Origin of the sequence: Streptomyces sp. JH34 (genome assembly GCF_029428875.1) — a bacterium.
Lineage (GTDB): Bacteria > Actinomycetota > Actinomycetes > Streptomycetales > Streptomycetaceae > Streptomyces.
This window is the reverse complement of the sequence record NZ_JAJSOO010000001.1, coordinates 6,052,976-6,067,288: the sequence shown is the minus strand read 5'-3', so window position 1 is coordinate 6,067,288 and position 14,313 is coordinate 6,052,976. Positions and strand designations below refer to the sequence as shown.

Genomic DNA, 14,313 nt, shown 5'->3' with positions numbered 1-14,313 from the left:
GTCAGCCCGATCTTTATTTCACGGTGCGAGGACCCACGCCGCGCCGGGTACGCAGGTGGCGGTGAGCGGCAGCGCGCCCAGCGGCTCACCGTCCGCGTAGGCCGTGACACCGGCCGCCGCCAGCGATATCGACGACGCCCGGTGGACGGTGACCTTCGGGTGGCCGAGGTGCGTCCCCGCGTACACCTTGGGGAAGACCTTGAGCAGCGTGGCCCGGCTGCAGTCACCGACCACGGTCACGTCGAAGAGCCCGTCGTCCATGACCGCGTCGGCGCAGATCCGCATGCCGCCGCCGTAGGTGGTGCCGTTGCCCACCGCGATCAGCGTCGCCTCGATCTCGGTCACCGGGCCGTCGTCCAGCCCGATGCGGTAGGGGATCGGCCGGAAGGCCGCCAGCTCGGCGAGGACCGCCAGGTCGTACTTGAAGCGGCCCCCGATCCAGCGCATCCGGTTCCCCCGGTCGTTGACCCGTGAGTCGAACCCGGAGGCCAGCACGGAGCCGAACCAGCGCCCCCCGACCCGGCCCAGGTCGATCGGGCGGGCCGTCCCTGCCTTGAGCGCCTCCGCGGCCAGCCGCCCGGCGGCCGCCGGATCACGGATCGGCAGTCCGAGGGCGCGGGCGAAGTCGTTCCCGGTGCCCACCGCCACGGCGCCGAGCGGGGTCGATGTACCCGCGACGGCCTGCAGGGCGAGGGACATCATGCCGTCCCCGCCCACGGCTACGAGCGCTCCGGTCCCGCCGGCCACGGCCTCCCGGGCCCTCCGCAGGGCGTCGTCCGCGTCCTCACCGAGGACGGTCCGTACGGAGAAGCCGGCGGCCCGCAACGCCGAAGCGGCCGGCTGCGCGGCACGCGCGCCCCGGCCGCTCCCCGCGACGGGATTGACGAAGAGGGTGATCTCGCTGGTCACCCGCGGGACCTTACAAGGTCAGGTGATGTCGTCGTAACCGTTGAGCCGCTGCGACCGTCCACCGTCCGCGTCACCGCTCGCCTGCCCGGGCAGGGCGGCCCGGGAGGACACCGGCTCGATCGCGCCGACCGTCTCGGGGGTGAGGTCGAGCTCCGACGCCTCGTCGTCGTCGAGTTCGGCATCGGGGTTCGCCCGCCGCCTGCGCTTGTCGTTGAGCAGCGAGACGCCGACGGCGATGAAGTAGAGCACCGCGAGCGGGCCCGCGAGCAGCAGCATCGAGATGGGCTCGCCGCCCGGGGTGGCGATGGCCGCGAATGCGGTCAGTCCGACGATCATGCCGCGCCACCAGCGGAGCATGCGGGCACCGGAGAGCACACCGGTCATGTTGAGGAGGATGAGCAGCAGCGGCAGTTCGAAGGCCAGCCCGAAGACGATCACCATGCGGGTGATCAGGTCCAGGAAGTCGTCCAGCGGCAGCAGGTTCTTCACGTTGTCGGGCGTGAAGCCGAGCATGATCTCCGCGGTCTGCGGGAGGATCGCGTACGCCAGGTAGGCACCGGCGACGAACAGCGGCACCCCGGCCGCGACGAAGGCGATCGAGTACCGCTTCTCCTGCTTGTGGAGGCCGGGAGCGACGAAGCCCCACAGCTGGTAGAGCCACACCGGGGTGGCCACCAGCACGCCTGCCATGAGGGACACCTTCAGCGCGATGGTGAACGGCGACAGCAGACCGTTGGTGGTCATCTCCGCGCATGGCCGGCCGTTGACCATGGTCACGGCGCCGTTCTTGCAGCCGACCGAGTCCAGGATCGGCTTCATCAGGAACTCGAAGATCTCCTTCTGGAAGAACGCCGCCACGATCACGGCGACGACGATCGCCAGGACCGACTTCAGCAGCCGGTTGCGCAGCTCACGCAGGTGATCGAGGAGGGGCATCCGCCCCTCGTCGTCCTTCTCCTGCTTGCGGGCAGACTTGAGCAACCCACTTCCCTCGTCTCGTGCGACAGCTTCCGGGGTTCGGGGTGAGCTGTCAGCTCTGGGTGGTGGGCTTGGCCTCGCTGACCGGGCGGGAGCTGGTGACGTCTCCCGGAGCGGCCTGGATCGTGCGCGCGGTGGCCGCGGGCGGGGCGGTGTCCGCGACGGTCTCCGTGGTGGGCGCCGCGGGCTCCGTGTCGTCCTTCTTCATGGCCTTGGCCTCGCTCTTGAGGATGCGGGCCGACTTGCCGAGCGAACGCGCCATGTCGGGAAGCTTCTTGGCACCGAAGAGCAGCAGGATGACAGCGATGATCAGAACGATCTCGAGGGGCTTCAGATTGCCGATCATGTGCGACTTCCTTCTCACTGAGGCGTCTGGAGGGTGGGCTCGCTACCCGTACGACCGGACAGATGCCCGACCTTCGCGCTGGCAGCGATCGTAACCCGCAGGGGTGAACGCCGGGCAATGCCTGTGCGTACTCCCGCTTGCGGCCCACACCTCCCTGCCTGGGCCGCTCCAGCAGCGTACCTCCCGAAACGGTGAATAAGGAGGCCGCGCTCTGCTATCGCAGGGCATCCCCGGTGTCGGCGAGGGTGGTGGCCGCTCGTTCGAGATCCTCCGCCGCTCGGTTGATCCGCTGTGTGGTCGCGGCGACCTGTCCGGCCAGTCGCTGTGCCTCGACGAAGACCTTGACGGCCAGGACGCCGAGCACGGCCAGGCCGGCGAATCCCAGGGCGATGGCGAGCATGGGCCAGAACATGGACGGTTCCTCGACGTTTCTCGTTACGGCAGGGCGGTGTGCAGACGCAGCGTCCGCACGCCGCCGCCGCTGAGGAGTTCGATGATGCGCTCCCCGGCCGGCTTGCGGACCGCGGTGCCGCACACGGGACAGGTGAAGGAGTAGAAGGTGGTGCGGCGGCTGGCCCCTATCGCCAGCCGCAGCGCTCCCGCCGCGAGCTCGAACCGCTCACGGCAGTCCGGGCACGCGGCCCGGAAGCGTACGGCGTCGGGCACCGGGACCGTGACCGGTCCGGTCTGTGTGCTCGATATCGCGGTCATGTGGCCTGTGTCTCCTCGGTGCACCGGTCCGGGCCTCTCAGAGCGCGGAGTCGTAGGCGGCCAGTGCCTCACGTGCCGCCAGCCTGGCGCTCTCGGCCAGGTCCGGGGGCGACGTGATGCGTCCTTCGCCGCCCAGCCGCAGGGCGAGCCTGCGCAGGGAGGCCGGGTCGGGGGTGCGGAGGGTGATCCGCAGGCCGCCGTCGGGCAGTTCCTCCGCGCTGTCGTGCGGGTAGTACTCGGCGACCCACCGGCCACCGGGGCCGACCTCGATCACGACCTCCGGATCCTCGGCGGAGGGCTGCACCAGTCCCTCGGAGAGGTCCCGCAGCTCCAGCTCCGGCGGGGCGGACGGGGCGTCGAGGATCCTGATCTCGGCCACCCGGTCGAGCCGGAACGTGCGCCGGGCCTCCGTGAGCCGGCACCAGCCCTCCATGTAGGTGCGGCCGACGGCGAACAGCCGGATCGGGTCCACCTCGCGCTCGGTGAGCTCGTCGCGGGCGGGCGAGTAGTAACGCAGCCAGAGGCGGCGCCTCTCGGAGATCGCCCGGTCCACGTCGGCGAAGACACCGCCTTCGGACTCGAAGGTGACCGAGAGCCGGGAGCTGGCCGCCCCCACCTCACCGGCCGCCGTCTCCAGCTTCGCGGTCGCACGCACCAGCGCCTGCCGGTCGCTCTCGCGCAGTCCCGGGAGCGTGGCGACGGCACGGGCGGCGACGAGCAGGGCGGTCGCCTCGTCGGCGGCGAGCCGCAGCGGCTCGGCGACGTCGTCGGGGTTGTGCCACCAGATCCGGTCGCCGTCGGTGTCGATGTCCAGCAGGTCCCCGCCGCGGAAGCTGGTCCCGCACATGGGGAGGACGTCGAGGTCGGAGATCAGCTCGTCCTCGGTGATCCCGAAGGCCCGGGCCACGTCCTGCACGTGTGCGCCGGGACGCTCGCGCAGGTAGGTGACGAGGGAGAGCATCCGGCGGGTCTGGTCGATCGCGTTCGTGGCCACGAGTACGGGTCCCCCTTCAGTCCTTGGCCACGGCGCGCAGCCGGTCCATCACGTCGGCCCGCAGATCGGCGGGCTCGCTCACGATCACGTCGGGCCCGAACTCCACGAGCCAGGCGTCCAGCCCGTGCCCGTACGGGATCTCCAACTCGTCCCAGCCGTCGCCGAGTTCCCGTACGGATGTCGCGCGGGAGCGCAGCGGGTAGCCGGAGCCGGTGCGCAGGCGGATGCGGGCGGTCCTGGTGGCGGTCTCGCCGGCCCAGCTCTCCACGGTCTCGCGGACGGTCACGGCGTCGGGGACGTGGGCGGTGAACGCCCCGGCGCGGGAGCGGACCCGGCCCGAGATGCGCGACAGCCGGAACACCCGCTCGGCACCCCTGTCCCGGTCCCAGCCGGCCAGATACCAGTGGCCGCGCCAGCACTCGAGGGTCCAGGGCTCGACCTGGCGCTGTTCGGGGCGCGCTGCGTTGCCCTTGCGGTAGTCGAAGGTGACGGGGCGGCGGTCCCGGCAGGCGAGCATCAGCGGCTCGAAAGCGGCCTCGTGGACCGGGATACGGGGTTCGAGGGCGCTGTGCGGCTCGTAGGCGTCCTCGGCCTCCGGCATACCGGCCGCCCTCAGCTTCTGCAGGGCGCCGCTCGCGGCACCGGCCAGGCGGGCCTGCTGCCAGACCTTGGCGGCGAGCCCGAGGGCCGCGGCCTCCTCGGCGTCCAGGGTGATGGGGGGCAGCCGGTTGCTGTCACGGCGCGCGAGGTACCCGGTGTCGCCGTCCAGGTTCTCGACGGTCTCGATGATCAGGCCGAGTTCGCGCAGATCGTCCTTGTCGCGCTCGAACATCCGGTTGAAGGAGTCGTCGTTGCCCGCCTCCAGGTAGGCCTCGATGGACCCGCGGAGTTCACGCTTGCTGAGCGGACGCCGGGTACCCAGCAGACACAGTGCCAGGTTCATCAGCCGTTCGGCCTTGGCAATCGCCATCGACGCCCTTTCTCGACGTGCTCTCCGACCGTCGACCGTACCGCCCCGGGGTGTCCGGGCCAAAGCGAGGGCCCGTGCCTCACGGCACGGGCCCCGACTTCTGCGGACGGACGGATCAGACGCCGACGAGGTCGCAGACGAAGATCAGCGTCTCGCCGGGGGCGATCGCGCCGCCGCCCGCGCCGCGGTCGCCGTAGGCGAGGTGCGCGGGGATGGTCAGCTGGCGACGGCCGCCGACCTTCATGCCCTGGACGCCCTTGTCCCAGCCTGCGATGACCTGGCCGGCCCCGAGCTGGAACTGCAGCGGGGTGCCGCGGTTCCAGGAGGCGTCGAACTCCTCGCCGGTGGAGAAGGCGACACCGACGTAGTGCACGGAGACGGTCTGACCCGCCTGGGCCACCGGTCCGTCGCCCTCCCAGATTTCCTTGATCTCCAGGTCGGCCGGCGGCTCGCCACCCGGGAAGTCGATCTCGGGCTTGTCGATGCTCACTGAGCTGCTCCTCTTACTGATGAACTGTGCAACCGGGACAGTCTTACATCTTCGCCAGGAGGTCCACGGCGAACACGAGGGTGGACTTGGCGGGGATGGACTGCTGCGCCTCGTTGCCGAAGGCCTGGTCCGGCGGGATGACGAGCAGCACGCGGCTGCCGACCTTCTTGCCGACCAGCCCGTTCTTGAGACCCTTCAAGGTGACCTGGGCCAGCGGGAAGGTCTGCGTCTTACCGGTCTGGTAGGTGCTGTCGAAGGCCTTGCTGTCCTTCCAGAGGAGACCCACGTAGTTCACGACGACGCTGTCGGTCTCCTTGATGACCTCGCCCTTGGACTCCAGGATGTAGTTGGAGACCAGCTTCTTCGGCGGGTCGCTCTTGGGGATCGTGACCGTCGGGGCCTTGCCGTCGGTCTTCGTGCCGACCTTGGGCAGGTCGATGTTGTCCTGGGCCACCTCGGATCCCTCGGCGGACGCCGGGATCTGCGTGGCCTTCACGATGTCGACGACGAAGACGAGGGTGGCGTTGGGCTTGATGTCCTTTCCCTGGCCCTGCTCGCCGTAACCGAGCTCCGGCGGGATGACCAGCTCGACACGGCTGCCGACCTTCTGGCCGACGAGCCCCTTGTCCCAGCCCTGGATGACCATGCCCGCGCCGAGCGTCAGATCGAACGGCTGCTTACGGTCGAAGCTGTTGTCGAACGGCTTGGTGGAGTCCCACGTCTGCCCGAGGTAGTTGACCTGGATCGCGTCGCCGTTCTTGAGCTTCGCGCCGTCACCCTCACTGATGACATCGGTCTTCAGCTCCTTGGGGGGATCCCCCTCACCCTTCGCCAGGGTGGGCTTCTCGCCGAACTTCGCGCCCGCGGTGATCGCGGGGAAGCCCTTCTCGGTCGAGGCGGAGTCGGAGGCCTTGTCATCGCCGCACGCAGCCGTGGACAGCAGCAGAAGGGGGACGACGAGAAGGCCGGCAAGTCGGCGCACTGGTTCCTCAGATCTCAGACGGCACGTGAATGGTCCCCGACACTCTAGGCCGAGCGAAGGGCCCCGTACGAGGAACGTACGGGGCCCGGTCGCATTCGGGAGGGACATTCCTGTCCCGGATCACATGCCCGCGATGAGCTTCTCCACCCGGTCGTCGACGGAACGGAAAGGGTCCTTGCACAGCACGGTGCGCTGCGCCTGGTCGTTGAGCTTGAGGTGGACCCAGTCGACGGTGAAGTCCCGCCGCTGCTCCTGGGCCCGGCGGATGAAGTCGCCGCGCAGTCGCGCCCTGGTGGTCTGCGGGGGCACCGACTTGCCCTCGAAGATCTTCAGGTCGTTGCAGATGCGCGTGGCCTGTCCCTTGCGCTCCAGGAGGTAGTAGAGCCCCCGCCTGCGGTGGATGTCGTGGTAGGCGAGGTCTATCTGAGCGACCCTCGGGTTCGACATCGTCATGTTGTGCTTGGCCCGGTACCGCTCGATGAGCTTGTACTTCATGACCCAGTCGATCTCGGTGCCGATCCGGTCGAGGTCCTCGGCCTCGATGGCGTCCAGCGTGCGGCCCCACAGTTCGAGGACCTGGTCGACGGTGCCGGTGCGGATGCCCCGGCGCTCGACGAAGTCGACGGCCTTCTCGTAGTACTCGCGCTGGACCTCGATGGCCGACGCCTCACGGCCGCTGGCCAGGCGCACCTTTCGCTGTCCCGTGGTGTCGTGGCTGACCTCCCGGATGGCCCGGATCGGGTTCTCCAGAGTCAGGTCGCGCATCACGGTGCCCGCTTCGATCATGCGCAGCACGAGGTCGGTGGCACCGACCTTGAGGAGCATGGTCGTCTCGGACATGTTGGAGTCACCGACGATGACGTGGAGGCGGCGGTACCGCTCGGCGTCGGCGTGCGGCTCGTCCCGGGTGTTGATGATCGGGCGGGAGCGCGTCGTCGCGGAACTGACGCCCTCCCAGATGTGCTCGGCCCGCTGGCTCACGCAGTAGACGGCTCCGCGCGGCGTCTGCAGCACCTTGCCGGCACCGCAGATGAGCTGACGGGTGACGAGGAACGGAATGAGGATGTCCGCGAGCCGGGAGAATTCCCCGTGCCGTGCCACGAGGTAGTTCTCGTGGCACCCGTAGGAGTTTCCGGCCGAGTCGGTGTTGTTCTTGAAGAGATAGACGTCGCCCGCGATTCCTTCCTCGTGCAGGCGGCGTTCTGCGTCGACGAGCAGGCCCTCGAGAATGCGCTCGCCGGCCTTGTCGTGCGTGACGAGTTCGGTCACGTTGTCGCATTCCGGGGTTGCGTATTCCGGATGCGATCCCACGTCGAGGTAGAGGCGGGCGCCGTTCCGCAGGAAGACATTGCTGCTGCGGCCCCATGACACGACACGGCGGAAGAGGTAGCGCGCCACTTCGTCAGGTGACAGTCGGCGCTGTCCCCTGAACGTGCACGTGACGCCGTACTCGTTCTCCAGCCCGAAAATGCGGCGGTCCATGACTGAACATTACGCCTTATGGCCTGAGCTGAAACCGGGTTCGGCAGCACCGTTTCGATCATTTTCCGAACCGGCCACAACGGCGGGCGTACGCCCGGGAGCTGCGAGGACCCTTCCGGTGGCCAGCAGGACCAGCAGCGCGGCCACTCCACCGGCCCCCGCGACGGCGAAACTCCAGCCCGTGCCGCCGACCTCGACGGCCGGGCCCGCGACCGCCGTTCCGGCCGCCGCGCCGACGCCGAAGGTCGTCACGAGCCAGGAGAACGCCTCGGTCACCGTGCCCCGCGGCGCGTGCCGGTCCACGACGATGAACGAGCAGGCGATCGCCGGGGCCAGGAACACCCCGGCGAGCGCGGCCAGCGCGGTCATGGCCGGCACACCGGGGGTGAGCATCAGCGGCAGATAGCCCAGCGCGAGCAGCGCGACGATGACCCGCAGTCTGCGCTCGGGCGCCCCGGCCCACTGCCGCGCCCCGTACACCGCTCCGCCGATCAGCGCGCCGAGGCCGAGGGCGGCCATGAGCCAGCCGTACACGGACTCCCGGCCGTGGTCGTCCGCGTAGGCGACACCGGCCACCGTGATGGAGCCGAGCGCCAGCCCGACGAAGAAGAAGGCGCCCAGCAGCGCGAGCAGGCCGGGCGAGCGCAGGGCGCCCAGCCAGTGCGCCTCGCGGGGCGCCGAGCGCCACTGCCGGGAGGGCTCGGACAGGACGACGGACAACGCCCCGAGGACGCCGATGGCGTTGATGACCAGGAGGGCGGCGGCCGGTGATCGGAGCGACACCAGGACCGTCACGAGGAGGGGGCCGACGGTGAACATGACCTCCTGGGCCACCGCGTCCATGGCGTAGGCCCGGTGCACCCGGTCCTCCCGGCCGAGGACGGTCGGCCAGAGGGCGCGCAGGCCGCCTTCCAGCGGGGGTGTGGACACACCGGCCACCACGACCGCGGCGTACGCGGCCGGCAGCGAGCCGAGGCCCATGAGGGCGAGCGCCGCCATGCCGAGCGCGGAGACCACGGCCGCCGGGAGCTGGACGCGCGGCTGGCCGTACAGGTCCACGGCCCGGCCCAGCAGCGGCTGTCCCACCGCCGTGGCGAGACCGTAGGCAGCCGCCAGGGCGCCGGCCAGCGTGTAGCTGCCGCCCTCCGCGCGGGTGAACAGGACGATGGCGATGTGGGCGGTTCCGTTGGGCAGCCGCCCCACCAGCGTCCCTGCCAGCAGCCGGGCGGCGTGCCGCGTCCGGAGGATGTCCAGATACCCCGCGGCCATGTCCGCCCCTCTCCCCCGACGGTGTCACAGCCTCGGGGTTTTACGTATAACGTCGAGGCTCATACGTACCATGTGGGCAGCCCGGGAGTCCATCCCACCGCATCCGACCGGCCCAGCACGGAGGCACGAGTGACCAGCGCGCGGCAGCCTGCCCCACCCCGGCCCACCAGCCGTGACGTGGCACGGGCCGCGGGCGTCTCACAGGCCACGGTCTCGCTCGTGCTCGGCGAGAAGTGGCGGGGCAGGGTGTCGGCGCCGACAGCCGAGCGCGTCCGCGGGAGCGCCCGGGAGCTCGGCTACCGGCCGAACTTCGCGGCCCGCAGCCTGCGGATGGGCCGCACCCGCACGGCGCTGCTCGTCGTCCCCGCGCTGACCAACGAGTTCTTCGCCCGCGTGTACACCGGAGCCGCGGCCGTCGCCGCGGAGCACGACTTCGGTGTGGTCCTCTACCCGTCCCCCGACGGCACCGGCCCCGCCAGGGACCCCTTCGCCTCGGCGCGCGCGGCGCTCGACGGGGTGATCGCCTCGTCCATGGCGGCGGACGCGCTGGGAGCGCTGCGCGGCGCGGAGCTGCCGCTGGTGATGCTGGACAGCGACCCCGCGGACCATGGCGCGGCGGCGCGCGTGAACCTCGACATCGCGGACGGCATGCACCAGGTGACGGAACATCTGCTCGGCCTCGGCCACCGCCGGTTCGTGCACCTCGCGTCCGCCGTGGACACCTGGACCTTCGCGGTGCGCGCCCGGGCGCTGCGGGAGGCCGTGGAAGCCGTCCCCGGCGCCGTCCTGCGCACCGTGCCCGCCGCCCTGGACGTACGGGCGGGACGCGAAGCCGTCGAGGCGGCTCTGAACTCCCCCGGGCCCCTGCCCACCGCCATCGTCTGCGACGACGACATCCTGGCCGCCGGCGCCTGCAAGGCGGTGCGCAGACGGGGGCTGCGGGTTCCCGACGACATCTCCGTGACCGGCTTCGACGACCTGGCACTCGCCACGGCGGTGGAACCGGAGCTCACCACCGTGCGCCTCCCCGCCGAACAGGTGGGCGAGCGGGGCATGACGGCTCTGCTGGACGTCCTGGAGGGCCGCCCCGCAGAGCATCACGACCTCCCCGTCCACCTGGTGGCACGGGGCTCCACCGCACCTCCGCCCGGCGCATGACGAAGCCCTCAGGACACCGCGTCGGTGTCCTGAGGGCTTCGTCCAGGAGTCGTCTACTCCTTCGTTCCCTCGTCGGAGGCGTCGGTGCCCTTCGCGGGGGTGTCGGCGCCGCCGGCCGAGGTTCCGCCGTCCTCCGCGTCCTCGGCGTCGGACGGCGCGTCCGTCGGGGTCGCCCCCGCGCCGTCCGCGTCCAGCAGCCTGGTCAGCTGGCGGCCGACGATCCGCTTGAACTTGCGCTGCTGCGGCCTCGTCCGGTCCAGGACCGCGACCTCGAGCCGCTCGGCCGGGATCTCCCGCTCGTTGCCGTTGGCCTCGCGCGACAACGCCTGCACGGCCAGCTTGAGCGCCTCGGCGAGGGACATCCCGTCGCGGTGGCGCTGGTCGAGGAAGTTACTGATCTGCTCGGCGTTCCCGCCGACCGCTACCGAGCCGTGCTCGTCGACGATCGAGCCGTCGTGCGGCAGCCGGTAGATCTGGTCGCCCTCGGGCCCCGCGCCGACCTCGGCGACCACCAGTTCCACCTCGTACGGCTTCTCGGCCGCACTGGAGAAGATGGTGCCCAGCGTCTGCGCGTAGACGTTGGCCAGCCCACGGGCCGTGACGTCGTCACGGTCGTAGGTGTAACCGCGCAGATCGGCGTAACGGACGCCGCCGATCCGGAGGTTCTCGTACTCGTTGTACTTGCCGGCGGCGGCGAAGCCGATCCGGTCGTAGATCTCGCTGAACTTGTGCAGCGCGCGGGACGGGTTCTCGCCGACGAACACAATGCCGTCGGCGTACTGCAGCACGACCAGGCTGCGACCACGGGCGATGCCCTTCCGGGCGTATTCCGCCCGGTCGGCCATGGCCTGCTGAGGTGAGACATAGAACGGCGTCGACACCGGCTATCCGTCCCTTTCTGTCAGTGACGAGTGCATCGGAGAAGCATCGGACCGGTCAGAGCAGCGCGGCACGGGGGCCGTCGGGCTGCTCGAGCCGGCGCTCCAGGATCGCTCGCGCGATCTCCGAGGATTCCGTGTCGTCCAGCTTGCGGAAGCCCTCGTCGGTGATGACGGTGACGATCGGATAGATCCGGCGGGCCACGTCCGGGCCACCGGTCGCCGAGTCGTCGTCGGCGGCGTCGTACAGCGCCTGCACGACCAGGGTGAGCGTCTGCTCCTCCGTCAGGTCGTCGCGGTACAGCTTCTTCATCGACCCGCGGGCGAAGACGGAACCCGAGCCGGTGGACGCGTAGCCGTGCTCCTCGGAACGCCCGCCTGTGACGTCGTAGGAGAAGATCCGGCCCTTCTCACGGTCGACGTCGTACCCGGCGAAGAGCGGGACGACCGCCAGACCCTGCATGGCCATCGCCAGATTGCTGCGGATCATCGTGGAGAGCCGGTTGGCCTTGCCCTCGAGGGAGAGGGTGGCGCCCTCGACCTTCTCGAAGTGCTCCAGCTCCAGCTGGAACAGCTTGACCATCTCCACGGCGAGACCCGCAGTGCCGGCGATCCCGACCGCCGAGTACTCGTCGGCCGGGAACACCTTCTCGATGTCGCGCTGCGCGATCATGTTCCCCATGGTCGCCCGCCGGTCACCGGCGAGCACGACGCCGCCGGGGAAGCTGGCCGCGACGATGGTCGTGCCGTGCGGCGCCTCGACGGCGCCCTGCAGCGGCGGCAGGCTGCGGTTGCCGGGAAGGATCTCGGGTGAGTGGTCGGACAGGAAGTCCATGAACGACGACGAACCCGGCGTCAGGAAGGCAGCTGGTAGACGCCCGGTGCTACGAGTGTTGGCTTCCACGCGTTTCCCTCCAGGTATGCGATGGCCCTGCGCAAGGAGTCAGGATCATCCCCAACTTGCCGATGGCCGAATTGCAGTTGAAGCACTACGCCACGGACCCTACCCGCACTGTGACGGTGATCAACATGATCCCGGCTACGGAAGCGCCCTCCGCGGGACGCCCGTGCACGACGGGGACATCCCTCGAAGAGCGCCGGCCGACGGCCCGGAGGCGTCGGCCGGCGGTCCTGGCCGGGTGCTACTCGCCGCCCTTTTGGACGAACGAGCGTACGAAATCCTCGGCATTGGACTCGAGTACGTCGTCGATCTCGTCGAGGACGTCGTCGACGTCGTCGCTGAGCTTCTCCTGTCGCTCCGCGAGGTCCTCGGAGGCCTGCGCGTCCTGCGCCTGCTCCTCGGTCCCCTCGGTGGAACGTGTCGCCTTCTGCTGTCCGCCGCCGGTGTCCTTGGTCGCCATCTAGCTCACCCCGCTCGGTTCGAAGCACTTGATCAGACCCTACCCACGGGGTCCGACATCGGCCCGCTACTTTCCTCAACGTCCGCAGGTCATCTGATTGATTCCCAGCCTGGACGCCTTTCAGGCCCCCGTGAGCGTCCGGACCAGCTCCTCCGCCGTACGGCAGCGGTCCAGGAGCTCCTTGACATGAGTGCGTGTACCCCGCAACGGTTCCATCGTGGGCACACGCTGCAACGAGTCGCGGTCGGGGAGGTCGAAGATGACCGAGTCCCAGGAGGCCGCGGCGACGTCGTCCGCGTACTGCTCCAGGCAGCGGCCCCGGAAATAGGCCCTGGTGTCCTCCGGAGGCTTCGTACGGGCCCGCTCGACGTCGCTCTCGTCGAGCAGCCGCTTGATCTTCCCCCGGGCGGCCAGACGGTTGTACAGGCCCTTGTCGGCCCGCACGTCGGCGTACTGGAGGTCCACCAGGTGCAGGCGCGGGGCGTCCCAGTCCAGGCCGTCACGGCGCCGGTAGCCCTCCATGAGCTCCCGCTTGGCGATCCAGTCGAGCTCGCCCGACAGGCTCATCGGATCGTTCTCCAGACGGTTCAGGGTGTCCTCCCAGCGGGCCAGGACGTCCTTGGTCTGCTCGTCCGCGTCCGCGCCGTACCGCTCCTCGACGTACTTGCGGCCCAGCTCGAAGTACTCCATCTGGAGCTGCACAGCGGTGAGTGTCCGGCCGCTGCGGAGCGTGACGAGCTGCTGGAGCGTCGGGTCGTGCGAGACCTGGTGGAGGGTGCGGACCGGCTGGTCCACCGCCAGGTCGACGTTGATGAACCCGTCCTCGATCATGGCCAGGACCAGCGAGGTGGTGCCGAGCTTCAGATAGGTCGAGATCTCGGAGAGGTTCGCGTCACCGATGATCACGTGGAGCCTGCGGTACTTCTCGGCGTCCGAGTGCGGTTCGTCGCGGGTGTTGATGATGGGGCGCTTGAGCGTGGTCTCGAGGCCGACCTCGACCTCGAAGTAGTCGGCGCGCTGGCTGATCTGGAACCCGTGCTCGTGGCCGTCCTGGCCGATGCCGACCCGGCCCGCGCCGGTGACGACCTGGCGCGAGACGAAGAACGGCGTCAGGTGGCGCACGATGTCCGAGAAGGGGGTCTCCCGCTTCATCAGGTAGTTCTCGTGCGTGCCGTAGGACGCGCCCTTGTTGTCGGTGTTGTTCTTGTAGAGGTGGATCGGCTGGGCCCCGGGGATCGCGGCGGCCCGCTCGGCCGCCTCCGCCATCACCCGCTCGCCGGCCTTGTCCCAGAGCACCGCGTCCAGCGGGTTGGTGATCTCGGGTGAGCTGTATTCGGGGTGCGCGTGGTCGACGTACAGCCGCGCACCGTTGGTGAGGATGACATTGGCCAGGCCGATGTCCTCGTCGGTGAGCTGGCTGGAGTCGGCGGTCTCACGGGCGAGGTCGAAGCCTCGCGCGTCCCGCAGCGGATTCTCCTCCTCGAAGTCCCAGCGGGCGCGGCGCGCCCGGTGCATCGCCGCCGCGTAGGCGTTGACGATCTGGGACGAGGTGAGCATGGCATTGGCGTTGGGTTGACCGGGGACGGAGATCCCGTACTCCGTCTCGATGCCCATCACTCGCCGTACGGTCATGCGGCCCTCCTTGCCCGGCGGCGCTCCCCTCCGGGAGCGGCGCTCAAGTACCGCTGCTGGTCCGCGGTGCCCGTCCCCGCACTGCGCGACTCGGCGGTACGGCAGAGCCTAGAGCGCCTCTGCGCCGGTGGGGAGATCAATTGCGTCATTGTT

The 14,313-nt window shown here is 69.9% G+C and carries 16 protein-coding genes and 1 pseudogene; 1 reads left to right on the top strand and 16 read right to left on the bottom strand.

Annotated features, from left to right (window positions below; all coding sequences use genetic code 11):
* Positions 1-18: 18 nt before the first annotated feature.
* The 11 genes from LWJ43_RS27260 to LWJ43_RS27210 form a co-directional block, all read right to left on the bottom strand.
* Positions 19-909, bottom strand: coding sequence for a diacylglycerol kinase (locus LWJ43_RS27260; protein ID WP_277334837.1), 891 nt, complete (start codon positions 907-909; stop codon positions 19-21).
* Positions 910-927: 18 nt separating this feature from the next.
* Complete coding sequence (gene tatC / locus LWJ43_RS27255) at positions 928-1,890, bottom strand: twin-arginine translocase subunit TatC (RefSeq protein ID WP_277334836.1); 963 nt, start codon at positions 1,888-1,890, stop codon at positions 928-930.
* Positions 1,891-1,939: 49 nt separating this feature from the next.
* Positions 1,940-2,233 carry a Sec-independent protein translocase subunit TatA gene (gene tatA / locus LWJ43_RS27250; protein WP_277334835.1) on the bottom strand — a complete coding sequence of 98 codons (294 nt, stop codon included), beginning with the start codon at positions 2,231-2,233 and terminating at the stop codon, positions 1,940-1,942.
* A 214-nt stretch (positions 2,234-2,447) separates the two neighbouring features.
* Positions 2,448-2,645: a hypothetical protein gene (locus LWJ43_RS27245; RefSeq protein ID WP_277334834.1), complete on the bottom strand. Its 198-nt coding sequence runs from the start codon at positions 2,643-2,645 to the stop codon at positions 2,448-2,450.
* A 23-nt stretch (positions 2,646-2,668) separates the two neighbouring features.
* Positions 2,669-2,944, bottom strand: a complete 276-nt coding sequence (locus tag LWJ43_RS27240; protein WP_277334833.1) for a hypothetical protein — start codon at positions 2,942-2,944, stop codon at positions 2,669-2,671.
* A 37-nt stretch (positions 2,945-2,981) separates the two neighbouring features.
* Positions 2,982-3,938: a helix-turn-helix transcriptional regulator gene (locus LWJ43_RS27235; RefSeq protein WP_277334832.1), complete on the bottom strand. Its 957-nt coding sequence runs from the start codon at positions 3,936-3,938 to the stop codon at positions 2,982-2,984.
* A gap of 16 nt (positions 3,939-3,954) precedes the next feature.
* A complete protein-coding gene (locus tag LWJ43_RS27230; RefSeq protein ID WP_277334831.1) occupies positions 3,955-4,908 on the bottom strand; it encodes a helix-turn-helix transcriptional regulator in 954 nt (317 codons plus the stop codon).
* A 115-nt stretch (positions 4,909-5,023) separates the two neighbouring features.
* Positions 5,024-5,398, bottom strand: coding sequence for an FKBP-type peptidyl-prolyl cis-trans isomerase (locus LWJ43_RS27225; protein ID WP_014157205.1), 375 nt, complete (start codon positions 5,396-5,398; stop codon positions 5,024-5,026).
* 43 nt (positions 5,399-5,441) lie between these two features.
* Positions 5,442-6,380, bottom strand: coding sequence for an FKBP-type peptidyl-prolyl cis-trans isomerase (locus LWJ43_RS27220; RefSeq protein WP_277334830.1), 939 nt, complete (start codon positions 6,378-6,380; stop codon positions 5,442-5,444).
* Positions 6,381-6,500: 120 nt separating this feature from the next.
* Entirely contained in the window at positions 6,501-7,862 is a 1,362-nt protein-coding gene (gene pafA, locus LWJ43_RS27215) for a Pup--protein ligase (protein WP_277334829.1), read from the bottom strand.
* Between the two features lie 9 nt (positions 7,863-7,871).
* Entirely contained in the window at positions 7,872-9,131 is a 1,260-nt protein-coding gene (locus LWJ43_RS27210; RefSeq protein ID WP_277334828.1) for an MFS transporter, read from the bottom strand.
* Positions 9,132-9,260: 129 nt separating this feature from the next.
* On the opposite strand from LWJ43_RS27210, the gene LWJ43_RS27205 reads away from it, so the two are divergent.
* Positions 9,261-10,289 carry a LacI family DNA-binding transcriptional regulator gene (locus tag LWJ43_RS27205; protein WP_277334827.1) on the top strand — a complete coding sequence of 343 codons (1,029 nt, stop codon included), beginning with the start codon at positions 9,261-9,263 and terminating at the stop codon, positions 10,287-10,289.
* 53 nt (positions 10,290-10,342) lie between these two features.
* Here the strand turns inward: LWJ43_RS27205 and prcA are convergent, their stop codons facing one another.
* From prcA to dop, 5 genes and pseudogenes are all read right to left on the bottom strand, one after another.
* A complete protein-coding gene (prcA, locus tag LWJ43_RS27200; RefSeq protein WP_277334826.1) occupies positions 10,343-11,170 on the bottom strand; it encodes a proteasome subunit alpha in 828 nt (275 codons plus the stop codon).
* 55 nt (positions 11,171-11,225) lie between these two features.
* A complete protein-coding gene (gene prcB / locus LWJ43_RS27195) occupies positions 11,226-12,071 on the bottom strand; it encodes a proteasome subunit beta (RefSeq protein ID WP_277334825.1) in 846 nt (281 codons plus the stop codon).
* Positions 12,023-12,199, bottom strand: a pseudogene (locus LWJ43_RS33130) (endonuclease domain-containing protein); the annotation flags it as partial. The pseudogene LWJ43_RS33130 and the gene prcB, both read right to left, overlap by 49 nt.
* A gap of 110 nt (positions 12,200-12,309) precedes the next feature.
* The gene (locus LWJ43_RS27190; protein WP_277334824.1) at positions 12,310-12,528 is read right to left on the bottom strand and encodes a ubiquitin-like protein Pup; all 219 of its coding nucleotides are present in this window, start codon (positions 12,526-12,528) and stop codon (positions 12,310-12,312) included.
* Positions 12,529-12,648: 120 nt separating this feature from the next.
* Positions 12,649-14,160, bottom strand: coding sequence for a depupylase/deamidase Dop (gene dop, locus LWJ43_RS27185; RefSeq protein ID WP_277334823.1), 1,512 nt, complete (start codon positions 14,158-14,160; stop codon positions 12,649-12,651).
* Between the last annotated feature and the right edge of the window lie 153 nt (positions 14,161-14,313).